Raw genomic sequence first — 21,196 nt, forward strand, 5'->3', positions numbered from 1 at the left:
CCCGGCATCCCGGAGGGCGCTCGGGGTATCCGGTCTGTGACACGGGGAGACCACGACCGGAACAGACCAGAAGAGGGGGGAAGTCCGTGGCTCGGTTGGCGTTGCGCGGGCGTTCGTCGGAGACAAGGCAAGAGGGGCGGCGGTCGCCACTGGCCTCGCTGGCCCGGTGGGCGGCGATGGCGCTGGCGTTCGTGGCGATGGTCGCGTTCGGGGCGGTGCTGGCCCGCGCGACGCTGGCGCCGTCGTACGCCTCTGAGGGTCTCGCTCACGCGAACATGCACCCGGGCGCCTCGCTGCGCCAGTACTACGAGCGGTACACGGTCGCGGGCGCCGTACGGCAGGTCGGGGGGAACGTGCTGCTGGGCATGCCCTTCGGCGTGCTGCTCCCGGTGCTGGCACCGAAGGCGCGCGGGGCGCTGCGCGTGGTGGTGACGACGGGCCTGGTGATGATCCTCGTGGAGCTGGCGCAGGGGGCGGTGGTGCAGGGCCGCGCCTTCGACATCGATGACGTGATCATGAACACCACCGGTGCCCTGCTGGGTTACCTGCTCTTCGGGCGCCGCCTCGGCCGGGCCGTGCACGCCGTCCCCCCGGCGGCCCCCGCCCAGGCCCCGGCCCCGGCGGCGAAGCCCACGGGCGGCGCGAGGACGTCGAGGATCACGAAGGTTTTCGGGACCCGCGGGAGCGGCACGGCCGGGACGTCGGGGAAGCCCGGGAGGTCCGGTAGGACGACGAAGGCCGGCAAGGGCGCCAAGGCCGCGCAGACGGCGCCCCGCAAGTCCTTCCTGTCCTTCGGGACGGTGCGCCGCAAGGCCGCCCGGCGCTCCTGAACAGGGCCCGGAAACCCTCCCGGGCCACCTGGCGCTCCGCCGCTGGTACGTCCCTGACCAGCGGCGGAGCCGCATGGAGTGCGTCACATCCGAGCCGGAAAGGCTTTCCCCCGAGCACGACCCTTTGTTACACAGGGTGGATTCATCCCCGATTGCCCCGGGAGCGAGCGACATGAACGACGACGACGTCCCGGACCGCCTCCACGCGTTCGAGCTGGACTTCGCCGACCACGAGACCCGCCGCCGGGCCGAGGTCCTCGCCGCCCTCGGCGACGACTGGGACCCGGTCGCCGTGCTGCGCGAGGAGGACGCGGCGTACCGGCTGCTCTACTCCGGCCTCGACGACGAGCAGGAGGCGGTGTACCGCACGCTCGTGGCGGCCGGCGTGCTGCCGCCCCGTGAGGGGTCCGAGGAGGACGACGGTGCTGCTTCCGATTGATCCCACGGCCGACCCCGGCCGCCGGGCGTGGGTCCCCTGCCCGCGCTGCGAGGACCACCGGGAGTGCGCCACCTGCGCCGCGGGCCGCAACTGCCCCGACCACTGGCGCTACTTGCTGTCGAACAAGGGGCCCGTGGTGCATCTGCAGTGCCCCGGCTGCACCCACATGTGGGCCTGGGACTCCGGTTTCGGCGCGCACCACCGCAACGGGGCCTGAACACCGCGCGGCCGGGCCGTCCCCGGCAGGCGGCGGCCCGCCTGGTGTGCGAGGCTCGGGGTGTGGGCTGCCCCCGTCCGCGGGGAGCAACCGCGGACCCCTCAGGGAGGCGATCATGGAAACCGATGCCCTGACGGCCGGCACCCTGCGAGCACTGCGCGCGACCAGGCCGTATCCGGCGGTGTCGCTGACCATGCCGACGCATCGGCGCGAACCGGACAACGCCCAGGACGCCGTACGGCTGCGCAATCTGCTCGCCGAGGCCGAGCGCCGGATCGAGCACGATCCGGAGGCGTCCCGCCGTTCGCGGATGGCCATCAAGACGCAGCTGAAGGCCGCCGCCGCCGAAGTGGACCTGCGCTACTCGCTGGACGGGCTCGTCATGTACGCCACGGAGCGGGACCACCAGATCTGGACGCTGCCCCGGGCCGTCCCCGAGCGGGTGGTGCTCAGCGACAGCTTCCTGACCCGCAACCTGGTCGCCGCGAAGGCCAGGGCCCTCCCGTACTGGGTGCTCACGGTGGCGGCCGACCGGGCGACCCTGTGGAGCGGCAGCGGCCAGTCGCTGCACCCCCAGGACGCGCAGGGCTTCCCCATGGAGCCGGACCCCGTGCAGTGGGACCCGGAGCGGCAGGAGCAGGTCGGGGACCACCCGAGCACCTTCCGGGACGAGGAGACGCGGCGCTTCCTGCGGTCCGTCGACGGCGCCCTCGCCTCCCTCCTGGCCGCCGATGGCCGGCCGCTGTACCTGGTGGGCCTGCCGGACGCGGTCGCCCTGCTCAAGGAGGTCGGCACCGCCGCGGACGCCGCGGTGGCCGTCGTGCACAAGGGCGGCCTGGCGAACGGCCCCGCGCAGACGCTCCTCCAGGAACTCGCCCCGGCGCAGAGGGAGTTCGCCGAGCGGGAGACGGAAAGGACCGGCCGCAGGCTGGTGGACGCCCGTAGCCGCAGGACCTTCGCGGCGGGGCTCGACGAGGTGTGGGAGTCCGTGTGCGAGGGCCGTGCCGAACTCGTCGTGGTCGAGGAGGACTTCCAGCGCACGGTACGCCTGAGTGACGGTCACCTCACTCCGGTGGACGGTGACGGCCCGGAGGCGGGCGGCTTCGAGGACGGCATCCGCGAGGACATCGTGGACGAGTTGGTCGAGGCGGCGCTCGACAAGGGCGCCGAGGTCCGCTTCGTGGCGCCGGACAGCCTCGCCGAGCACGACCGGATCGCGGCGGTGCTGCGCTACTGAGCCCCCGCCAGGACGCCACCCGGGTCCGCTGTCGGCGGCGCGGCCCGGGTGACGCGTGCCAGGGTGCCAGGGTGCCAGGGGGTCGGTGAGCGGTCAGGACGCCTCGGCGGCGGCCTTGATCCGCTGCCCGAACGCCGGGGCGTCCTTGCGTGCGGCGCTCAGGGCCAGACCCACCAGCAGCTTCCCGAGACCGTGCCCCTCCAGGTGGTTGAAGATCCGCACCCGGGTGGTGGTCTCGGACACCGGCTGCAGGTCGTAACCGCCCTCGGCGGTGACCAGGTTCTTCGACTGCTCGGTCCAGCGGATCCGGTTGGGCGGGTCGAACTCGGTGATCCGGAACTCCCGGTGGGACTTCATCCCGGCGTCCTTCACGACGCTGGTGAACACCGTGCCGACCGCCGTCGGGGCGTCGGGCGTGCGCAGGATCTCCTGCACCCGGGGGCTGAACTTGGGGTCGTTGCGCCCGTCGGCGAGGAAGGCGAAGACCTCCGCCACAGGACGGTCGACCTCGACGACCGCCTCGAATTGACCGCCCATGTCGCTCCTTGATGGCTCGTTGGATCGTCGGCTGCGCCGACCCGGCCACGATAGAGCGCCTCGCCACCCCGGGCACCTCCGCGCGTTCCGGATCGGCGCCGCACGCGGTGAGCGCTGCGGCTCCCCCGCACGTATGGAAGGCCGGGTCCCCTCTCGGGCCCGCGGCAGTCGATGCCGGTGACCTGCAGGTACGGAAGCGGATGTAGGGGGCACGTTGAGGCGCACACGGCGTCAGGTGCAGCGCGCGCTGCGGCTCGTGGCCGTCGCGGGAGTGGTCTGCGGCGGAGTGATGATGTCGCAGGCCTTCGGGGCGGCCCCCGACGGCACGCGGACCGGGAGCGGCAGCCAGGTGCTGGACGCCCCGGACGGCGCGCAGGGCGGGCAGGGCACGGCGGACGCCGCGGGCCTGGCCAGAGACCTGGCGGCGCGCCTCGGCGACGCCCGGACCGGCGGGAGCTGGGTGGACGCCGAGGGCCGCCCGGTGGTCGCCGTGACGGACCGGGACACCGCGGCCGAGGTCGCCAGGGCGGGCGCCCGGTCGGAGGTCGTCCGCTACAGCATGCGCGACCTGAAGGACGCGGCCGGCGAACTGCGCGAGGCCCCCCGCGTGCCCGGAACCGCCTGGTCGGTCGATCCGGTCTCCAACGAGGTCCTGGTGCTGGCCGACAGCACGGTCTCCGCCGACGAGTGGGCGCGCCTGCAGTCCGTCGCGGACGGCATCGGCGGGCAGGTCCGCATGGAGCGCACCGCGGCCGACTTCACGACCAGGACCGCGGGGGCCGCACCGATCCTGACCCGGGGCAGCCGCTGTTCCGCAGGCTTCAACGTCACCAACGGGACGACCGACTTCATCCTGACGGCCGGTCACTGCGGCCCGCCGGGCACCGCCTGGTTCGCCGACAACCAGGGGACCAGGCCCGTCGGCACCACCGTCTCGACCTCCTTCCCCGGCGGCGACTTCTCGCTCGTGCAGTACCAGAACGACGGATCGGACCACAGCAGCGTCGTCGGGGTCGGCGCGGGCCGCGTGGTCCGGATCACCGGCGCAGCCGACCCGTTCGTGGGGCAGGAGGTCTTCCGCAGCGGCAGCACCTCGGGGCTGCACTCCGGTCAGGTGACCGGGCTGAACGCGACGGTCAACTACCCCGAGGGGACGGTCAGCGGGCTCATACAGACCTCCGTGTGCGCCGAGCCCGGCGACAGCGGCGGCCCGTTGTTCGCGCAGGGCTTCGCGCTCGGGATCACCTCGGGCGGCAGCGGCGACTGCACGGCGGGCGGCATCACGTTCTTCCAGCCGGTGAACTCGGCGATGGCGGCGCTCGGCGTGAGCCTGCCGCGCGCCACGGACAGCGGTGACGCCCCGGCGCCGGCCGCCGGTGGCGACGCGCCGGGCGCGGCGCCGGCCGCCTCCGCCGGTGCGCCCACCCGTGAGGCGGGCGGGGGCGCGGGGGGCGGCTCCGGCGGCACAGGCGGCTCCGGCAACGGTCAGGGCGGGCAGCAGGCGGCCCCGGGGGCCCCTGCCGCCCCGACGGCGCCGGGTGGTGCGCCGGTCTACCCGGGCACCGCGAGCGATCAGACGTCGCTGGGCGCGATCGGCAGCGGGGGCGGCATCGGCCCCGGTCTGCTGATCGTCGCCGTCAGCTGCCTCGCTTTCCTGGCCACGCGGTGGATCCGTCCCGCCGCGGGAGCCGGCGGGGGCTACGGCCCAGGAGGCTGGGACTGACCGGGCGCCACGAGCGGGCCGGGGCGGAGGATCATGGAGGTATGACCAGCTCACCTCGCGCCCGCGCCTTCGACCGGGCCGCCGGACGGTACGCCGCGAACCGTCCCTCGTACCCGCCGGCCCTCCTCGACGCCGTGGAGGAGCTGGCGGGGCACCGGCTGCACGGTGCCCTGGTCGCCGACGTGGGCGCGGGGACCGGCATCGCCACCGCGCTGCTGCACCAGCGCGGCGCCCGGGTGGTGGCCGTGGAGCCGGGCGACGGCATGGCCGCGGAGCTGCGCCGCAACCTGCCGGACGTCGCCCTGGTGCGCGGGGACGGCGACCGGCTGCCACTGGCCTCCGGCGCCTTCGACTTCGTGACGTACGCGCAGGCCTGGCACTGGACCGATCCGCGGCGGTCGGTGCCGGAGGCGCTGCGGGTGCTGCGGCCGGGCGGCGCGTTCGCGCTGTGGCGCAACGACCCCGACGTGTCGGTGCCGTGGATCGCCGGCGAGCAGGACCGGCTGGGCGGCTTCTTCGGGAAGCTGTCCCATCCCCGCTCGGGGCGGCTGCCGGGCGGGCCGGGTTTCGCCGAGCACCGGCTGCCGTGGTCCCGGCGGGTGCCCGTCGAGGTGCACCTGGCGAACGTCGGCACCCAGTCGGCCTTCCTGGTGCTCGGCGAGGAACGCGCCGGCGCCTTCCTCGCCGCCGAACGGGAGCGCCTGCTGCGGCACTTCCCGGACGGCGTGGTCGAGGAGAACTACGTCGTGACCTTGGTCCTCGCGGTCCGCTGACGCGCGGCCCGGCCGGCCCCGGACGCCCCGGGCCGCCCGCGGTTGATCAGGACGACGCCCGCGATGCCGATCGCCCCGCCCGCCAGTTCGGTGGGCCGGGGGATCTCGCCGAGCCACACGAAGGCGACGAGGAGGGCCACCGGCGGTACGAGGTACAGCGCCGCCGTCGAGGTCGCGAGGCTGAGCCGGGCGACCGCGTACCCCCAGATCACGAAACCCAGCGCGGACGGCAGCAGGCCGAGGTAGACCGCCGAGGCGAGGGCCGGGCCGGGGGCGTGGGCCGCCGCCCGCACGGTGCCGGGGGCGAGTGGCAGCAGCATCAGGGTGCCGGCCCACATGGCGTAGCAGGCCACCTCCAGTCCGGTGTGGCGGCGCAGCAGCGGTTTGGTGGCGGCGTGGTAGACGCCCTGGACGACGGCGGCGCCGAGGACGACGAGCGCGCCCGCGCTGAAGTGCGCGCCGCCGCGGGCGAGGGCGATGACGGCGGCCCCACCGATCGCCACGAGGCTGCCCGCCACGACGGTGCGGGTCAGCGGTTCGCCGAGGAAGGCCGTCGCGAGGAACACGCTGAAGGCGGGGGCGATGGCGACCAGCAGGCTGGCGGTGCCCGCGGGGACGTGAACCTCGCCCCAGTTGAGCAGCAGTTGGTACGCGGCCATGCCGGTCAGGCCGCACAACGCGATGAGCGGCAGGTCGCGCCGCCGTGGCCGGCGGACGCCGAGCAGGGGTGCGGCCACGGCGAGCGCGGCGGACGCCACGGCCAGCCGCAGGAAGGACAGACCGGCGACCCCCAGCCCCTCCAGGCCGACGCGGATGGCGGGGAACGCCGAGGCCCACAGCACGACGGTGCCGGCGAGGGCGAGGACACGGGGCGAGGGGGCGGGAGGCTTCACGTGTCCCACTGTCCCGACTAGGATGGAAAAGATCCAGTTACCCTTTCTTCCGAAAACGAGAAGGTGGGCTTTATGCTCGACGTCCGCCGGCTGCGCCTGCTGCGGGCCTTCTCGGTACACGGCACGGTCGCCGCGACCGCCGAGGCACTGCATCTGACCGGCCCCGCCGTCTCCCAGCAACTCGCCGCGCTGGAGCGGGAGACCGGGGTCCCGGTCCTGGAGAAGCGGGGCCGCACGCTGCGGCTGACCCCGGCCGGGCGACTGCTGGTGGAGCACGCGGAGGTGATCCTCGGCGATCTCGCCTCCGCCGAGGCCGCGTTGGACAGGCTCCGCGGGGGCGCCGGCGGCCCCGTCCGCGTCGCCGCCTTCCCGTCCGCGGCGCGCACCCTGATGCCGGAGGTGTGGCGGCTGCTCGCCGGCGGGGATGCCGGTGCGCCGACCGGGCTGAGGATCGCCGAGCACGAACCCGCCGCGGCGGTGGAGCTGCTGCGGCGCCGTGAGGCCGACATCGCCGTCGTCCACGCGTACAGTCTGCTCCCGCGCGAGGTGCCCGCCGGCTGCGAGCAGCACCATCTGATGGAGGACCCGGTGCTGCTCGCCGTTCCTCCCGCGCTCGCCGCCGAACACGGCCTGGGCCCGGGCGAGGCCCTCGACCTGGCGCTCCTCGCCGGGCAGGAATGGCTCATGCCCGGACCGGACACCTCCTGCCACGAGCTGACCCGGCGGGCCTGCGGCGCGGCCGGATTCGTGCCCCGGCCGGTGGCGCTGGCCAGTGACTTCTCGGTGCTCACCGCCCTCGTCGCGGCCGGTGCGGGTGTCGCGCTCGTCCCTCGGCTGGCACTGCCCGCCGCCCTGGACGGCGTCAGCCTGCACCCGCCCGCGCACCCGGTGACCCGTACGGTCTCGGCGCTGCTGGCCGCCGGCACCGCCGGGCAGCCGCCCTTGCGCCGCGTGCTGGAGTGTCTGGTGGCCGCGGCGGGGCGGCACGCCTAGCGTGGGCGGAGCGGCAGCGGGGACCGCCCGGCACAGGAACCGAGGGAGCACGCATGAAGAGCGCAGATCTGCTCGCCGACGCCTTCGGCAGGATCCAGGAGGCCGTGCACGAGGCCGTCGACGGCATGCCCCTGGACGGCCTGCACGCGCGGCCCGACGAGGGGGCGAACTCGATCGCCTGGCTGATCTGGCACCTGACGCGCATTCAGGACGACCATGTGGCCGGCGTCGCGGGCACCGGACAGCTGTGGACCGACGGCGGCTGGGCCGACCGCTTCGGCCTGCCCTTCGCGCCGTACGACACCGGGTACGGCCACCGCCCCAAGGACGTCGCCGCGCTGCGCGTCGCGTCGGGCGAGCTGCTGACCGGCTACCACGACGCGGTGTACGAGCACACCCTGGGCTACCTGCGGACGCTCCGCGAGACGGACTTCCCACGCGTCGTCGACACCAGCTGGGATCCGCCGGTGACGCTGGCGGTACGGCTGGTCAGCGTGGTGTCGGACGACCTGCAGCACGCCGGGCAGGCCGCGTTCCTGCGCGGCTGCGTGGAACGCGGCGCGCTCTAGCGGCGGTCAGGCGCCCGCTCAGACGCCCGGTCAGACGCCCGGTCCGGCGTCGGCCCGGTCGTACTGCAGCAGCACGACCCCGTTGCCGAAGGTCTGGGTCCCGGCGAGCCGGAGGGCGGTGAGCGTGCCGGCGTCGGGGAAGACCGGCCTGCCCCGGCCCAGCACGACCGGGTGGACGTAGATCCGGTACTCGTCGACCAGTCCCAGCCGCAGGAACGAGGCGGCGAGGTCGGCACCGCCCAGCACCAGGTCGCCGCCCGGCCGCGCCTTGAGCTCCAGGACCTCCTCGGCGACGACGTCGCGCACGATCGTGGTGTTCCACTCGGCCCGCTCCAGCGTCCGCGAGTATACGAACTTCGGCATGTCGCGCCAGATCCCGGCGAACTCCACCTCGGCGGGGCTGCTCTGCGGGTCGGCGTCGGCCGTGGGCCAGTAGGCGGCCATGAGCTCGTGGGTGACGCGGCCGCTCAGGAAGGCGCCCATCGTCTTCAGCCGCTCGTTCATGTGGAGGTGCAGTTCCTCGTCCACGCGGTGCCAGTCGATCTCACGGTCGGGCCCCTCGAAGTAGCCGTCGAGGGACACCGCCATCTGCAGGATGATCTTTCGCACGGGGGTCCTCCCCTGGGTTGCCTACGACCCACCGGACGATACGCCCCCGGGGTCGCCGGGGACGCCCTTCACGGGCGCGCTCCGGAGGCGCCGGAGGTGGTCCCCGCCGGTTCCCCGACGGCACTGAGCGGGGCAGCCAGGGACTCCAGGCTGCGCCGCTCGGCGCGTACCCCGATGGCCGCCTCGACCAGGCCCGCGAGGGTCATCAGGGCGGCGCCGAGGCAGAAGGCGAGGGTGGTGTCGCCGGGCTCGCCGCTGCCGACCAGGCCGTTGAAGAGCAGGGGGCCGGTGATGCCGCCGAGGGCGGTGCCGACGGCGTAGAAGAAGGCGATGCACAGCGCACGGGTCTCCAGCGGGAAGATCTCGCTGACCGTCAGGTAGGCCGCGCTCGCTCCCGCGGAGGCGAGGAACAGCACCGCGGTCCAGCAGGCCGTCATGGTGACCGCGCTGAGTGCGCCCAGCTGGAACAGCCAGGCGGTGCCGAACAGGAGCAGGCCGGAGCCGACGTAGCTGCCGGTGATCATCGGCTTGCGGCCCACGGAGTCGAAGAGGTGACCGAGCAGCAGCGGGCCGAGGAAGTTGCCGACCGCGATGACGGCGAAGTAGTAGCCGGTGTCACCGTTCGGCACGTCGAAGAAGGTGGTGAGGATGACCGCGTAGCCGAAGGTGACAGCGTTGTAGAGGAAGGCCTGGCCGGAGAAGAGCGCGAGACCGAGCAGCGTGCGGCGCGGGTACTCGCGGGTGACGGTGCGGGCGATGGTGAGGAAACCCAGTTCGCCGCGGGGGCGGATGAGGATGCTCTCGCCCGGCTCCGGCAGGGGCTTGCCGCTCTCCTCGGCCACCGTGCGCTCGACGTCGGCGACCAGGCGCTCGGCCTCCTCCGCCCGTCCGTGGGTGAACAACCAGCGCGGGCTCTCCGGCACGTGACGACGCACCAGCAGGATGACCAGGCCCAGGACGACGCCGATGCCGAAGGCGAGCCGCCAGCCGACGTCACCGGCGAACAGCGAGGTGTCCAGCAGGGCGATGGACGCGAACGCGCCCACGGCGGCGCCGATCCAGAAGCTGCCGTTGATGATCAGGTCGATCCGGCCGCGCACCCGGGCGGGGATCAGCTCGTCGATCGCCGAGTTGATGGCGGCGTACTCGCCGCCGATGCCGAAGCCGGTGAAGAAGCGGCACAGGATGAAGAACCAGGCGGTCCACGACACCGCGGTGACCGCCGTGGCCGCGAGGTAGACGGCCAGGGTCACCATGAACAGCTTCTTGCGGCCGAGCCGGTCGGTCAGCCTGCCGAAGAACAGCGCGCCCAGGCAGGCCCCCGCGACGTACACCGCGGCCGCCAGCGTGGTGACCTGGGCGGTGCTGATGTCGATGCCGCTGCCCTGCTCGGCCAGCCGGCCCGCCATGTTGCCGACGATGGTGACCTCGAGGCCGTCGAGGATCCACACGGTGCCCAGGCCGATGACGATGCGCCAGTGCCAGCGGGTCCACGGCAACCGGTCCAGCCGGGCCGGCACATCGGTCCGCAACGCTCCCGGCGGGTCGGCATGAGCCGTCGACGCTGACATGGTCACCTCCGTGAACGAGCCGTTCTGTCCGGAAGCGCGCCTTCCCCCGCCGGGGGCGTTCATGCTGCGGGCGGTCAGCCGTAGAAGTTGCGCTCCCAGCGGTGCCGGGCCAGGACCGCGAGTTGTTCCGGCGTCAGGGGCCGGCCGTCGCTCAACGCGGTGTTCCGCTCGACGTTGCGCACCGACCGCATGCCGGGGATGACGGTGGAGACCGCGGGGGCGCTCAGCACGAACCGCAGGGCGGTCTCCGCGATGTCGTCGGGGTCGATGCCGAGGTCGGCGACAATGGCGTCCACGCGGCGCTCCACCTGCGCGGGGCGGTCGTCACGGAAGTAGCGGTTGCGGAAGTCCCCTTCGGGGAAGGTGGTTCCGGCGGTGATCCGGCCGGTCAGGCCGCCCTCGTCGAGGGCCACCCGGACGATGACGCCGACGCCCTGCTCCTGGCAGGCGGGGAGCAGCGCGTCCGCCGGTGCCTGGTCGAAGACGTTGTAGATCACCTGCACCGTGTCCACGAGCCCGCTGCGGACCAGGGCGAGGGCGTTGTCCGGCTCGTGGTCGTTGACCGACACCCCGAAGAGCCGGATCTTGCCCTCCTTCTTCAGGTCGGCGACGGTCTCCGCCCAGTCCCCGCGGCCGACCCACTCGTCGCTCCAGACGTGGAACTGGAGCACGTCGAAGTGGTCGAGCCCGGCGGCCCGCAGGCTGGTCTCGAGGCTCTCGCGGATGTGGTCGCCGGGGAACGCCTCCGCCGGGTCCACGCCGTCGGGGGCGGGCCACAGGCGGTTCTTCGGCGGCACCTTGGTGGCCACGAGGATCTCGTCACCGGCCCGGGCGCGGTCGCGGACGACCCGTCCGACGATGCGCTCGCTCTCGCCGTAGCCGCGGGCGGTGTCGATGAGGTTCACCCCGAGGTCGACGGCCCGGTTCAGGGCGCGCAGCGACTCGTCCTCGGTCGCGCCCACCCACGCGGACTCGCCGATCCCCCAGGCTCCGTAGCCGATCTCCGACACCCGCAGCCCGCTGCGTCCCAGGTCCCGGTAGCGCACAGTCGTCCTCCACTCGTGCCGTCACCCGCGGAGCGGTCTCCGCAGCCACGACGATAGGCGACCGGCCGGCACAAGGTCGTCAGGGTTCCTTCGCGGCGCCGTCGGCGGTGACCGCGCATACCCCAACGGAGCCCGGGGCGCGGCGCGTTCGGCGATTCCGGGCCTTCGGCCCACCCGCGGGTCCTAGCGTGGCCGGCCCAGTACGAATGACGGGGGGGAGAACAGGGGGACCGCTGTGCCGAACCCGTCCGGCGGAGGACCGCCGCGGCGCCGCATGATCGAGCCGACGCGCATCATCACCGCGCGGGAGACGCCCGGAGGGCCGGACGAGCCGTGGGAGGAGTCCCTCGGCCTCTTCCGCCCCGCCGGCGGTGCCGCCCCGCCCCGGGAGGGCGGCCCTGACACCCAGGCGCTGCCCCGCACCGGACCGCCTCCGCGACGGGCCGCGCCTCAGGCCGCGGACCCCCGGGCCGCGGATCCCCGGGCCGGGACCAGGACGGCACCGCCCCGGCGCTCCCCCGCCACCCGGCGCGCGCTGCGCGTCGCGCTGCTCACCGGCACCGGCGGCGCCGCCGGATTCGCGCTCGCCCTCGCCCTCGCCCTGTTCTCCCCCGGCGTCCTCCACCCCGGTACCCCGCAGGGCGCCGCCCCCGCCTCCCCCGCCGCACCCGGCTCGCCCGGTGCGGGCGCGATCGGCGGGGTGCTCCGGCAGGGCGACACCGGACCGGCCGTCAGCGAGCTCCAGGCCCGGCTGCTGCGGATCCCGGACGTCTACGCGGACGGTGCCGTCGACGGCCGCTTCGACGGGCGCCTCGCCGCGGCCGTCGCCCGTTTCCAGGTCTGGTACGGCGTCCGCGGCGACGAGAGCGGTGAGTACGGCGACGCCACGCGCCGCGACCTGGAGTCCCGTACGTCGCTCGCCTCGGGCTGAAGGCGCCGCCGGGCGGGCCCGCCTGGCGGCGCCTTCGCGACAGGTGAGGCGGCCGAACGCCTTATAGATTGGTTGCGTGGCCCTGCCGGACACGGGGGACGACGAGCACGCCGTGGCGACACCGCAGATCGACTACGCGGCGCTGTTCGCGGCGACCCCGAGCCCGTACCTGGTACTGGACGCGGCGCTGGTGATCGTGGGCGTCAACCAGGCGTACCTGGCGGCGACCAAACGCACCCGGGACGACCTGATCGGCCAGTACATCTTCGACGCGTTCCCCGACAACCCGGACGACCCGCTGGCCGACGGGGTGCGCAACCTCAGCGCCTCCCTGCAGCGGGCCCTGACCTGCCGCGAGCCCGACACGATGGCGCTGCAGAAGTACGACATCCCGGTGATGGACGATCCCGGGAGGTTCGAGGAGCGCTGGTGGAGCCCGATCAACACCCCTGTCCTCGGGCCGGACGGCACCGTCGCATGGATCATCCACCGGGTGGAGGACGTGACCTCGTTCGTCCAGGCCCGCCGCCACCGGCACGGGCTGCAGGGCTCGGAGCTGAGCGAGCGGGAGCAGGCGATGGAGGCCGAGCTGTACGCGCGGGCCCGGGAGCTGCAGCGCCTCAACGACCAGCTGCGCGAGGCCCACGCCCGCGAACGGCAGGTCGCCCTCACGTTGCAGGAGGCCATGCTCCACTCGCCGGACCTGCACCAGCACGAGGATATCGCGGTGCGCTACCTGCCGGCCGCGGGCTCGCTCAACGTGTGCGGCGACTGGTACGACGTGGTCAACCTCTCGCCGAACCGCTACGCGGTGGCGGTCGGCGACGTCGTGGGCCACGGCCTGGAGGCCGCCAGCGTCATGGGGATGCTGCGCAGCGCGCTGAGCGCGGCCATGCGCACCGTCGACGGTCCTGCCAAGGCCCTGGAGGTCGTCGGCCTCTACGCCCGCTGCGTCGAAGGTGCCGTGGCCACCACCGCCGTCAGCGCGCTGATCGACAAGGAGCGGCGCACGATCAGCTACAGCAGCGCCGGGCATCCGCCGCCCGTGCTGCTCCACGGCGACGGCACCTGCGAACTGCTGGACCAGGCCACCGACCCGCCCCTGGGTGCCCGCCCCGCCCACGTCGCCCGGCCGCAGGCGGCCTTGACGTACCGCCCGGGGGACACGCTGGTGCTCTACACCGACGGCCTGATCGAGCGCCGCAGGGAGGACATCTACACGGGCCTGGCCCGGCTGACCTCCGCGCTCGCCGATACCCCCGGGCTCGGCGCCGAGCGGCTCGCGGACGCCCTGCTGGCCCGGCTCGGCGTCACCGGAGGCGCGGCCGACGACATCGCGCTGGTCACCGTGCGCCTGTGAGGCGCGGGCGGGGCAGGACCGCGCGGTGGCCGGGCGGTCCTGCCCCGCCTACCGTGATCTGAAGGGGTCCGGCGTGTCGTGGACCTGAGGAACGAGGAGGCCGCGGGTGCCCGGTCGCGGTGCGCGGGAGTGGCTGCGGGCCCGTGATTCGGGCCTCCGCGCGGTGCGCCGTTCGGTGCGGGTGGCCCTCGTGGCGTGCCTGAGCTTCTACGTCGCGCGCTACGGCTTCGGCCAGCCGGTCGTCGCGATCTACGCCCTCTTCGGCGCCGTGGCCTCCGGTGGCCTGTCCTACGTGCCCGGTACGCCGGTCGAGCGCGCCCGCACGCTGGTGGCCGCGCTGCCGGTGGCCGCGCTGCTCATCGCCCTGGGCACGGCACTGGCCGTCAGCGACTGGACGGCGGCGCTGGGGATGCTCGGGGTCGGGTTCGCGGTGTCGTACGCGGGGGTGGGCGGGCCCAAGCTGGTGGGGCTCGCCAACGGGCTGCAGCTGTTCTACATCCTGCCGTGCTTCCCCCCGTACCAGCCGGAGTCGCTGGGCCTGCGCCTGTGCGGTCTGGTGGTCGGCGTGCTGCTGATGGCCGCCGCCGAGGTGTGGGTGTGGCCGGATCCGTCACCGGGCCGCTACCAGGACCGGCTCGCCCACGCGTGCGAGACCGCGGCGAAGGCCCTGCGGTCACTGGCGCTCGAGCCGCCGGTGGTGACCGAGCGGCTGGAAAGCCTGCTGGGGACGGCGCAGCAGCTGCGCATGAGCCACGTGCCGAAGGACGAGCGCCCGGCGTCTGCGGGGGCACGCGACCGGGCCCTGTGCCAGGGGGCCGCGTACCTGCGGCACCTGCTGGCGCAGACCGGGCAGTTGGCCGAGGACGCGGCGGAGCGCACACCGGCCCCCGACCCCGCCCGGTCGCGGATGCTGCTGGCCTCGGCCACCGCCTGCCACAGTGCCGCCCGGGCGCTGAAGGGCGAGGCCCCGGCGCCCCTGGTCGCCCCGTGCGCGGCCGCCGCGGCGGCCTTCGAGGAGCACCGGGCCCGCCGGCCGGTGTCCGGGGGGACCTCCGCCTCGACGGTGCGGGACGGGGCGATCGCGCTCGACATCGCGTACACCGCGGCCTTCCTGGTCACCTCCGTGCGGATCGCGCTCGGCTCGCCGGTGCCGCCCGACACGACACGGCCCGAGGAGCGGCTGGGGCCGTTCTGGTACGCGGGGCAGTCGCCCGTCGCCCTGTACGGGCACCGGATGCGGGCCCATCTCACGCCGCGCTCGGTCTACTTCCAGAACGCCGTGCGCATCGCACTGGCCCTCGCCGCGGCGCGCCTGATCGCGGGCGGGCTCGACCTGTCGCACGGCTTCTGGGCGCTCCTGACCACGCTGACGGTGATGCGCACCAGCGCCGCCGGCACCCGTACGACCGTGGTCCCCGCGGTGCGCGGCACGCTGGTGGGGGCCGGGGTGGCCGCGCTGCTGCTGTTGCTCGTGGGCGACCACACGCCGGTGTACGCGGTCATGATGGCGCCCGTGTTCTTCCTCGCGTTCACGGCGGGGCCGGTGCTCGGTCTCGGCTGGGGCCAGGCGTTCTTCACGGTCGCGGTGGCCTCGGCCTTCACACAGATCGCCCCCTCGGGTCCTGAACTCGCCGCGTTCCGGATCGCGGACGTGGTGACGGGTGCGCTGACCGGCATCGTCGTCGGGCTGCTGGCCTGGCCGCGGGGCGGCACGGGCGAGCTGGGGCGGGCCTGTTCGCGGCTGCTGGACCAGGGCACCCTGGCGGTCACGCGGATCACCGAGTGCATCACCGGGACCGGGACGGTGGGCGACGCGCTGTCCAGGGCCCGGCTCGCCCAGCTGATCGCGGAGGCCAGCTACGCGCAGTTCGCCACCGAACGCGACGCCCCCGGTGCGGGACCCGCGCTGCCGACGGACTTCCAGGCGATCATGCTGGCCGGGAACCGGGTCCTCACCATGGGGCAGACCCTCGTCGACCACTGCCCGCCGGGCGCGCTGGCCGCGTGGCCGCTCAGCGCCGCGCACCTGCGCGACGCGGCCCACCATCTGCGGCTGACCACAGTGCCGCTGACGTACGACCTGCGCTCGGGCACGATGCGTCCGGCGCCCGCCGAGTCCCCGCGACGGAGCGTGCCGACGGACCGCACGGTCATCGCGGACGTCTGCGCCGCCTCGGGCGGCAGGGCACCGGACCCGCTGCTGTACTACGCCGTCGACGCCGCGATCTGGCTGGCCAGCCTGCAGCGGGTGGTCACCGCGATCAGCAGGCCGGCGGAAGATCCGGCAGCAAGGCCGGGTTGACGACCGCGAGGATCGTGGCCACGTCCTCGCGGGGCACCGCCGGCCACAGGATCGCCCGGGCCCCCCGGTACTTGGCGGCCAGCCGCAGCCGCTGCGCCTCGTCGAGGCGCGCGGCCCGGTCCGGGTGGCTGTTGTGGGCGTTGTCGGCGATCTTCACCAGGGCGGCGTCCCGGTTGGCGGCGATCCGGCGCAGTTCGTCCTCGTAGGGCACGCCCGGCTGGTTGGTGACCTGCTCGACGATGCCGACGACCCGCTCCGGGACGCCGGCGGCGCGCAGCCGGCCGGCGGTCCAGGGGGTGTCCTCGATGGCGTCGTGCAGGAGTGCGGCCATCTGCAGGTCCGGCCCGAAGGCGGCGAGGCCCGCCGCGACCGCCCGGACGTGCTCGATGTAGGGCACGCCGATGCGGTCGGTCTGGCCCTCGTGCGCCAGGCGTGCCAGGGCCTCGGCGTCGGCCACGCTGTTCACCCTCATGGCAGCCCATCCTCGGGGGCGCCGGGCGGGCCGGTCCAGCCTCAGGCCAGCGTGGCGAGCAGGCGCTCGGCCAGCGGGCCGGAGGAGGCCGGGTTCTGACCGGTAATCAGGTTGCGGTCGGTCACCACGTGGGGCGTCCACGGCTCGCCTTCCTGGAAGTCCGCGCCGAGGGCGACCAGACGGTCCTGCAGGAGCCAGGGGGCACGGCCGGCGAGCCCTCCCTGGGTCTCCTCGGCGTTGGTGAAGCCGGTCAGCCGGTAGCCCGCGAACGGCCAGCCGCCGTCAGCGCGTTCGGCGGCGAGCAGGGCCGCGGGACCGTGGCAGACGACGCTGAGCGGCTTGCCCGAGTCGAGCGCGGCGGTCAGCAGGCGGCCGGAGACCGGGTCGACGGCGAGGTCCTCCATCGGCCCGTGCCCGCCGGGGTAGAACACGGCGGCGTAGTCGTCGAGGTCCGCCTCCTCCAGCTTGATCGGGCGCCGCAGCACCGTCATCGCCTCCAGTTCCCCGGCGAGGGCCCGGGCACCCTCCTCCCCGCCGTTGAACTCGGCGGCCAGGCTCCCCCGGTCCACGGCCGGCACGACGCCGCCCGGGGTGGCCACCACGACCTCGTGGCCCGCGGCGGTGAGGATCCGGTACGGGGTCGCGGCCTCCTCGGCCCAGAAGCCGGTGGGGTGCTCGGTGCCGTCGGACAGCGTCCAGGACGAGGCGCCGGTCAGGACGAACAGGATCTTCGCCATGTCAGGTCTCCTTGGTGTGCTCGGTTGCCACCGGACCGCGTCGGAGCGGGCCGGACGGCTCGACGGTAGGGCGGACCTCCCATTGGCATCCAATAGGATCGCCATCATGAGCCATACGGTTTCCAATGGGTCGCCGGGAATACGCCCGGGGCACGGGGGCGGGGGCCCTGGAGGGGGGTCGCTGGACCTCGCGCTGCTGCGCACCTTCCTGGCGGTGCACCGCGCCGGTTCCTTCACCGCGGCCGCGCGGCTCCTGGGGCTCTCCCAGCCGACGGTGACGACCCAGATCCGTACGCTCGAAGGCCAACTGGACCGCGAGCTCTTCGAGCGGCTGCCACGTGGCGTCGCCGCCACGCCCTTCGCCGACGAGCTCGCCGGACGGGTGGCCGAGCCGCTCGACGCGCTGGCCGCCGTCGCCGACCGCGGGCACGGCGACGCGGACCTGCCCGCCGAGCCGGTCCGCCTCGGCGGCCCCGCGGAGCTGCTGTGCGAGCGCGCGCTGCCCGCGCTCGCACCGCTCGTCGAGCGCGGCGTACGGCTGCGGATCGGCACCGGGCTCACCGACGTCCTGCTGGAGTCGCTGCGGGCCGGGCAGCACGACCTGGTGATCTCCACGCACCGCCCGCGCGGGCGCCTGCTCAGCGCCGTGCCCCTGATGGACGAGGAGTTCGTGCTGGTGGCCGCCCCGTCCCGGGCCGCCCGGCTGGACGTGGCCTCCGGCGGGCCCGGCGCGCTGAGCGGCGTCCCGCTCGTCTCGTACGCCGAGGACCTGCCGATCGCGCGCCGCTACTGGCGCCATGTGTTCGGCCTCCGTCTCACCGGCCACGCCGCCGTGACCGTCCCGGACCTGCGCGGCGTGCTCGCCACCGTCGCCGCGGGCGCGGGCTTCACCGTCCTCCCCCGCTACCTGTGCGCGGCGGCCCTGGCGGACGGCACCGTGGTCCCGCTGCTCGACCCCGACGACCCGCCCATCAACACCGCCTACCTCGTCCAGCGCCCGGGCGCCGACCACCACCCGCACCTCGGCCTCGTCCGCGACCTGCTGCTGCGCGAGGCCCGCGCCTGGTGAGGCGCGGCGCCGCCCGGGGCGCATGCTTGAGTCTCCCGCGGCGGGAGACCCCAGGATGGCGGACATGGACGACGACACCCTCCACACCATCGGTGACCTGGCCCGGCTAACCGGTCTGACCGTGAAGACCATCCGGTACTGGTCGGACACCGGAGTGGTGCCGCCGACCGATCGGACACCCGCCGGCTACCGGCTCTACGACCGGGCCGCGCTGGACCGTCTGGCCCTCGTGCGCACGCTGCGCGACCTCGGCATCGACCTCGCGGCCGTCCACTCCATCCTGGACAGGAAGGTCACCGTCGCCGAGGTCGCCGCTGCCCACGCCGAGGCGCTGGAGGTGCAGATCCGCACCCTGCGGGTCCGCCAGGCGGTGCTGCGGACGGTCGCGGGGCGCGGGGCCTCACCACAGGAGACGGAACTGATGCACCGACTCGCCACCCTCTCGGACCGTGAACGCCGCCGCCTCGTCGACGAGTTCGTCGACGACGTCGTGAGCGGCATCGACGTCGACCCCGGTTTCCCGGCCATGATGCGCGCCGCGATGCCCGAACTCCCCGACGAGGCCTCGCCGGAGCAGGTGAGCGCCTGGGTGGAGTTGGCCGAGCTGATCCAGGACGAGGACTTCAGGGCCGGCGTCCGCCGCGCCGTCGCCGACCAGAGCCGCGCCCTCGCGAAGGGCGGTCAGCCGGACCCGGCGGCGGCCCGCCGGACGGCCGAGTTGCTGCGGGAGCGCGCGGGCGGCGCCGTGGCGGCGGGCATCGGCCCGGCATCACCGGCGGCCCGTCCTGTCGTGGAGGAACTCGTCCGCGCGTACGCGGAGTTGTCCGGCCGGGCGGACGGCCCGCAGTTCCGGGGATGGCTGGCCGAGCGGCTGGAGATCTCCCACGACTCCCGTTACGAGCGCTACTGGCAGTTGCTGGCGCGGGTGGGCGGGCAGGAGGCGCCGCCCGCGCTGGCCCCGGCGGTGGCGTGGCTGACGGCCGCCCTGCGGACGGGATGAGGCCGGGCGTCGCGGGCCGTCAGCGTTCCTCGGCGACGCGAGCCCGCTGCCGCAGGACTTCGGCGGCCCGCCGGCACCAGTCCCGGTTGCCCTCCTCGAAGGCCAGGCCCCGCAGGCAGGTGAGGTAGGGGCCGACGCGGCGGCCGCGACCGAGGAACTCCTCCTCGGTGCGGCCGCCGCGCATCCGCGCGAGGAGCCGTTCGAACAGTTCGATCTTGGCGTCGGCGAAGGCGGCCCGCTCGCCGAGCCGGGCGATCAGCTCCCCGGCGTCGACCACGTCCGCGGCCTGCACCGCCACGAGCAGGTCGTCGCGGATGAAGGAGGGTTTGCCGACCGCCGCCGCGAACCGTTCCAGCTCGGCGACCCCGCCCTCGGTGACGTGGAAGAGGCGCTTGTTGGGCCGGCTGTCCTGCACGACCTCACGGCCCGCGATCAGCCCCTCCTTCTCGAGCCTGGTCAGTTCGGCGTAGAGCTGCTGCGGCAGGGCGTGCCAGAAGTTCGCCACCCCGATGTCGAACGCCTTCGTCAGCTCGTAGCCGCTGAGTTCCCCGTCCAGGAGTGCGGCCAGGACCGCGTGCCGCAGGGCCATCCCGGCTCCCCTTCCGTCCGTCGTCACGTCTGTCCCGCCGTGCCGTGCTCTTCCGTGTGACCGCTCCTCATGATACTCAAGAAACTGAGTAATCAATTTTCTGAGTGTCGACGTCCGGAGCCGGACGACCAGGAGGAGCCATGACAGCCGCCGACCGCTTCCGGTCCGCCGTCGAGCGCCGCGATCTCAGCGCGCTGGACGAACTGTTCCACGACGACATCCGCCTCTACAGCCCGGTGAAGTTCACCCCGTTCGAGGGCAAGCCCATGGTGCTGGGGCTCTTCGGCGTCCTGCTGCGCACCTTCGAGGACTTCCACTACGTGGGGACCCTCGACGGCACGGTCGAGACGAGCGCCGACGGCACCGAGGCACCGTCGACGGTGCTGGTGTTCCGTGCCACCGTGGGCGGCAAGAGCATCCACGGCATCGACCTGCTGCAGGTCGACGAGGCGGGCCTGGTCAAGGAGTTCACCGTGATGGTGCGCCCGCAGTCCGCGGTGCACGCGCTCGGGGAGGCCGTCCTGGCCGGCCTCGTCGCCGACGGGCTCGTACCGGCCCCGTAGGGCGAGGGCCCGGCGCCGGTAAGGCGGCGCCGCCACGTGCCCGCGAGCAGCCCGCGGTACCAGGCGACGGTGGCGTCGAGCGCCTCGCCGAGCGGTGCCGGCCCCGTGCCGAAGGCCCGCTCGAAGGCCGAGGAGTCCATGACCTGCGGCTCGGTGTGCGCGCTGGCCGAGGCGTACCGCGCGTGGGCGGTCCGCAGGCCCCACCGCTACCTGCTGGTCCAGGGCACGCCCGTCCCCGGCTGCACCGCCCCGGCCGACACCGTGGAGCGCGCCAGGGCGGCCCTGGGACCCTTCCTGGAGGTCTTCGCCACGGCCTCCCCCACCGCGGCCGTCCTCCCCGTCGTCGAGGAGACGGACAGCTGGGCACGCCGCGACGACGCCGTCGCCGCCTGGGTGACCACCCATACCGGGGAGCGCGCCGCGGCGGCCCCCGGTGTGCCGCTGACGGGCGCCGTGCTCGCGTGGTCCCACCTGCACGGCGCCGTCGGCCTGGAGACGGCCGGCCAGCTCGAGGGCATGGGCCACAGCGGCGCCACGCTCCTGACCGCCCGGATCGACTCCCTGGCGGATTCCTTCGGGCGCGCCTGAACCCGGGCCGAAGGGATCCGAACGGCTCCGAAGGGCTCCGAAGGGCCGCGCGACCTAGGTGTTCTGTCCCGGGAGGTTGTGGACGGGTGATGCAGGTCTCGGTTGAGGGATCTTGAAATGGGTGAGGGCCTTCTGGCCTGGTGTGGAT

At 74.2% G+C, this 21,196-nt stretch carries 23 protein-coding genes; 15 read left to right on the forward strand and 8 right to left on the reverse strand.

Features of this window, described 5'->3' with window-relative positions:
• Positions 1-176 precede the first annotated feature (176 nt).
• From ABZ312_RS39610 to ABZ312_RS39625, 4 genes are all read left to right on the forward strand, one after another.
• On the forward strand, positions 177-830 hold the full coding sequence (locus ABZ312_RS39610) for a VanZ family protein (RefSeq protein WP_500439818.1): 654 nt from the start codon (positions 177-179) through the stop codon (positions 828-830).
• Between the two features lie 172 nt (positions 831-1,002).
• Entirely contained in the window at positions 1,003-1,269 is a 267-nt protein-coding gene (locus tag ABZ312_RS39615; RefSeq protein ID WP_500358184.1) for a DUF6400 family protein, read from the forward strand.
• Entirely contained in the window at positions 1,256-1,486 is a 231-nt protein-coding gene (locus tag ABZ312_RS39620; RefSeq protein WP_500324247.1) for a hypothetical protein, read from the forward strand. Before ABZ312_RS39615 ends, ABZ312_RS39620 begins: the two co-directional genes overlap by 14 nt.
• Positions 1,487-1,601: 115 nt before the next feature.
• The gene (locus tag ABZ312_RS39625; protein ID WP_499509536.1) at positions 1,602-2,723 is read left to right on the forward strand and encodes a baeRF3 domain-containing protein; all 1,122 of its coding nucleotides are present in this window, start codon (positions 1,602-1,604) and stop codon (positions 2,721-2,723) included.
• 93 nt (positions 2,724-2,816) lie between these two features.
• On the opposite strand, the gene ABZ312_RS39630 is transcribed toward ABZ312_RS39625, so the two are convergent.
• Positions 2,817-3,260, reverse strand: coding sequence for an SRPBCC family protein (locus tag ABZ312_RS39630; protein WP_500324103.1), 444 nt, complete (start codon positions 3,258-3,260; stop codon positions 2,817-2,819).
• A gap of 214 nt (positions 3,261-3,474) precedes the next feature.
• Here ABZ312_RS39630 and ABZ312_RS39635 point away from each other — a divergent pair, with 214 nt between their 5' ends.
• Together ABZ312_RS39635 and ABZ312_RS39640 are read left to right on the forward strand one after the other, a co-directional pair.
• On the forward strand, positions 3,475-4,983 hold the full coding sequence (locus tag ABZ312_RS39635; RefSeq protein WP_500439819.1) for a S1 family peptidase: 1,509 nt from the start codon (positions 3,475-3,477) through the stop codon (positions 4,981-4,983).
• Between the two features lie 41 nt (positions 4,984-5,024).
• Complete coding sequence (locus ABZ312_RS39640) at positions 5,025-5,756, forward strand: class I SAM-dependent methyltransferase (RefSeq protein ID WP_500324101.1); 732 nt, start codon at positions 5,025-5,027, stop codon at positions 5,754-5,756.
• On the opposite strand, the gene ABZ312_RS39645 is transcribed toward ABZ312_RS39640, so the two are convergent.
• On the reverse strand, positions 5,723-6,649 hold the full coding sequence (locus tag ABZ312_RS39645; RefSeq protein ID WP_500439820.1) for a DMT family transporter: 927 nt from the start codon (positions 6,647-6,649) through the stop codon (positions 5,723-5,725). The two genes, ABZ312_RS39640 and ABZ312_RS39645, sit on opposite strands and share 34 nt — an antisense overlap.
• Positions 6,650-6,721: 72 nt before the next feature.
• Here ABZ312_RS39645 and ABZ312_RS39650 point away from each other — a divergent pair, with 72 nt between their 5' ends.
• The gene (locus tag ABZ312_RS39650) at positions 6,722-7,642 is read left to right on the forward strand and encodes a LysR substrate-binding domain-containing protein (RefSeq protein WP_500439821.1); all 921 of its coding nucleotides are present in this window, start codon (positions 6,722-6,724) and stop codon (positions 7,640-7,642) included.
• Positions 7,643-7,695: 53 nt separating this feature from the next.
• Positions 7,696-8,211 carry a mycothiol transferase gene (locus ABZ312_RS39655; protein WP_500439822.1) on the forward strand — a complete coding sequence of 172 codons (516 nt, stop codon included), beginning with the start codon at positions 7,696-7,698 and terminating at the stop codon, positions 8,209-8,211.
• A gap of 30 nt (positions 8,212-8,241) precedes the next feature.
• Here ABZ312_RS39655 and ABZ312_RS39660 read toward each other — a convergent pair whose 3' ends face one another.
• The 3 genes from ABZ312_RS39660 to ABZ312_RS39670 form a co-directional block, all read right to left on the reverse strand.
• A complete protein-coding gene (locus tag ABZ312_RS39660) occupies positions 8,242-8,820 on the reverse strand; it encodes a dihydrofolate reductase family protein (protein ID WP_500439823.1) in 579 nt (192 codons plus the stop codon).
• 68 nt (positions 8,821-8,888) lie between these two features.
• On the reverse strand, positions 8,889-10,391 hold the full coding sequence (locus tag ABZ312_RS39665; protein ID WP_500439824.1) for an MFS transporter: 1,503 nt from the start codon (positions 10,389-10,391) through the stop codon (positions 8,889-8,891).
• Between the two features lie 74 nt (positions 10,392-10,465).
• Positions 10,466-11,437, reverse strand: coding sequence for an aldo/keto reductase (locus ABZ312_RS39670; protein WP_500439825.1), 972 nt, complete (start codon positions 11,435-11,437; stop codon positions 10,466-10,468).
• Positions 11,438-11,711: 274 nt separating this feature from the next.
• Here ABZ312_RS39670 and ABZ312_RS39675 point away from each other — a divergent pair, with 274 nt between their 5' ends.
• The 3 genes from ABZ312_RS39675 to ABZ312_RS39685 all read left to right on the forward strand — a co-directional run bounded on the left by ABZ312_RS39675 (position 11,712) and on the right by ABZ312_RS39685 (position 16,030).
• Positions 11,712-12,368, forward strand: coding sequence for a peptidoglycan-binding domain-containing protein (locus tag ABZ312_RS39675; RefSeq protein ID WP_500324094.1), 657 nt, complete (start codon positions 11,712-11,714; stop codon positions 12,366-12,368).
• A 76-nt stretch (positions 12,369-12,444) separates the two neighbouring features.
• On the forward strand, positions 12,445-13,728 hold the full coding sequence (locus tag ABZ312_RS39680; RefSeq protein ID WP_500361000.1) for a PP2C family protein-serine/threonine phosphatase: 1,284 nt from the start codon (positions 12,445-12,447) through the stop codon (positions 13,726-13,728).
• Between the two features lie 106 nt (positions 13,729-13,834).
• Positions 13,835-16,030, forward strand: coding sequence for an FUSC family protein (locus tag ABZ312_RS39685; protein ID WP_500439826.1), 2,196 nt, complete (start codon positions 13,835-13,837; stop codon positions 16,028-16,030).
• Here ABZ312_RS39685 and ABZ312_RS39690 read toward each other — a convergent pair.
• Both ABZ312_RS39690 and ABZ312_RS39695 read right to left on the reverse strand, forming a co-directional pair.
• Positions 15,990-16,502, reverse strand: a complete 513-nt coding sequence (locus ABZ312_RS39690) for an HD domain-containing protein (protein WP_500360920.1) — start codon at positions 16,500-16,502, stop codon at positions 15,990-15,992. The two genes, ABZ312_RS39685 and ABZ312_RS39690, sit on opposite strands and share 41 nt — an antisense overlap.
• Before the next feature lie 41 nt (positions 16,503-16,543).
• Positions 16,544-17,239: a type 1 glutamine amidotransferase domain-containing protein gene (locus ABZ312_RS39695; RefSeq protein ID WP_500439827.1), complete on the reverse strand. Its 696-nt coding sequence runs from the start codon at positions 17,237-17,239 to the stop codon at positions 16,544-16,546.
• Between the two features lie 106 nt (positions 17,240-17,345).
• Here ABZ312_RS39695 and ABZ312_RS39700 point away from each other — a divergent pair, with 106 nt between their 5' ends.
• Together ABZ312_RS39700 and ABZ312_RS39705 are read left to right on the forward strand one after the other, a co-directional pair.
• Positions 17,346-18,308 carry a LysR family transcriptional regulator gene (locus ABZ312_RS39700; protein ID WP_500439828.1) on the forward strand — a complete coding sequence of 321 codons (963 nt, stop codon included), beginning with the start codon at positions 17,346-17,348 and terminating at the stop codon, positions 18,306-18,308.
• 64 nt (positions 18,309-18,372) lie between these two features.
• A complete protein-coding gene (locus tag ABZ312_RS39705; protein WP_500324088.1) occupies positions 18,373-19,308 on the forward strand; it encodes a MerR family transcriptional regulator in 936 nt (311 codons plus the stop codon).
• A gap of 19 nt (positions 19,309-19,327) precedes the next feature.
• Here the strand turns inward: ABZ312_RS39705 and ABZ312_RS39710 are convergent, their stop codons facing one another.
• The gene (locus tag ABZ312_RS39710) at positions 19,328-19,897 is read right to left on the reverse strand and encodes a PadR family transcriptional regulator (RefSeq protein ID WP_500324087.1); all 570 of its coding nucleotides are present in this window, start codon (positions 19,895-19,897) and stop codon (positions 19,328-19,330) included.
• A gap of 140 nt (positions 19,898-20,037) precedes the next feature.
• Here ABZ312_RS39710 and ABZ312_RS39715 point away from each other — a divergent pair, with 140 nt between their 5' ends.
• Together ABZ312_RS39715 and ABZ312_RS39720 are read left to right on the forward strand one after the other, a co-directional pair.
• On the forward strand, positions 20,038-20,460 hold the full coding sequence (locus ABZ312_RS39715) for a nuclear transport factor 2 family protein (RefSeq protein ID WP_500324086.1): 423 nt from the start codon (positions 20,038-20,040) through the stop codon (positions 20,458-20,460).
• Between the two features lie 36 nt (positions 20,461-20,496).
• Positions 20,497-21,048 (forward strand): TetR-like C-terminal domain-containing protein, encoded by a 552-nt coding sequence (locus tag ABZ312_RS39720; protein WP_500358309.1) that lies wholly within the window; start codon positions 20,497-20,499, stop codon positions 21,046-21,048.
• Positions 21,049-21,196: the final 148 nt, after the last annotated feature.

Source organism: Streptomyces sp. NPDC006207 (genome assembly GCF_040613835.1).
Taxonomy (GTDB): domain Bacteria; phylum Actinomycetota; class Actinomycetes; order Streptomycetales; family Streptomycetaceae; genus Actinacidiphila.

What these genes read in the sequence shown, in the direction of transcription:
- ABZ312_RS39665 (WP_500439824.1), bottom strand. Translation starts at nt 10,391, where the DNA reads ATGTCAGCGTCGACGGCTCATGCCGACCCGCCGGGAGCGTTGCGGACC.
- ABZ312_RS39650 (WP_500439821.1), top strand. Translation starts at nt 6,722, where the DNA reads ATGCTCGACGTCCGCCGGCTGCGCCTGCTGCGGGCCTTCTCGGTACAC.
- ABZ312_RS39610 (WP_500439818.1), top strand. Translation starts at nt 177, where the DNA reads ATGGCGCTGGCGTTCGTGGCGATGGTCGCGTTCGGGGCGGTGCTGGCC.
- ABZ312_RS39690 (WP_500360920.1), bottom strand. Translation starts at nt 16,502, where the DNA reads ATGAGGGTGAACAGCGTGGCCGACGCCGAGGCCCTGGCACGCCTGGCG.
- ABZ312_RS39675 (WP_500324094.1), top strand. Translation starts at nt 11,712, where the DNA reads ATGATCGAGCCGACGCGCATCATCACCGCGCGGGAGACGCCCGGAGGG.
- ABZ312_RS39695 (WP_500439827.1), bottom strand. Translation starts at nt 17,239, where the DNA reads ATGGCGAAGATCCTGTTCGTCCTGACCGGCGCCTCGTCCTGGACGCTG.
- ABZ312_RS39655 (WP_500439822.1), top strand. Translation starts at nt 7,696, where the DNA reads ATGAAGAGCGCAGATCTGCTCGCCGACGCCTTCGGCAGGATCCAGGAG.
- ABZ312_RS39705 (WP_500324088.1), top strand. Translation starts at nt 18,373, where the DNA reads ATGGACGACGACACCCTCCACACCATCGGTGACCTGGCCCGGCTAACC.
- ABZ312_RS39615 (WP_500358184.1), top strand. Translation starts at nt 1,003, where the DNA reads ATGAACGACGACGACGTCCCGGACCGCCTCCACGCGTTCGAGCTGGAC.
- ABZ312_RS39715 (WP_500324086.1), top strand. Translation starts at nt 20,038, where the DNA reads ATGACAGCCGCCGACCGCTTCCGGTCCGCCGTCGAGCGCCGCGATCTC.
- ABZ312_RS39640 (WP_500324101.1), top strand. Translation starts at nt 5,025, where the DNA reads ATGACCAGCTCACCTCGCGCCCGCGCCTTCGACCGGGCCGCCGGACGG.
- ABZ312_RS39630 (WP_500324103.1), bottom strand. Translation starts at nt 3,260, where the DNA reads ATGGGCGGTCAATTCGAGGCGGTCGTCGAGGTCGACCGTCCTGTGGCG.
- ABZ312_RS39700 (WP_500439828.1), top strand. Translation starts at nt 17,346, where the DNA reads ATGAGCCATACGGTTTCCAATGGGTCGCCGGGAATACGCCCGGGGCAC.
- ABZ312_RS39710 (WP_500324087.1), bottom strand. Translation starts at nt 19,897, where the DNA reads ATGGCCCTGCGGCACGCGGTCCTGGCCGCACTCCTGGACGGGGAACTC.
- ABZ312_RS39625 (WP_499509536.1), top strand. Translation starts at nt 1,602, where the DNA reads ATGGAAACCGATGCCCTGACGGCCGGCACCCTGCGAGCACTGCGCGCG.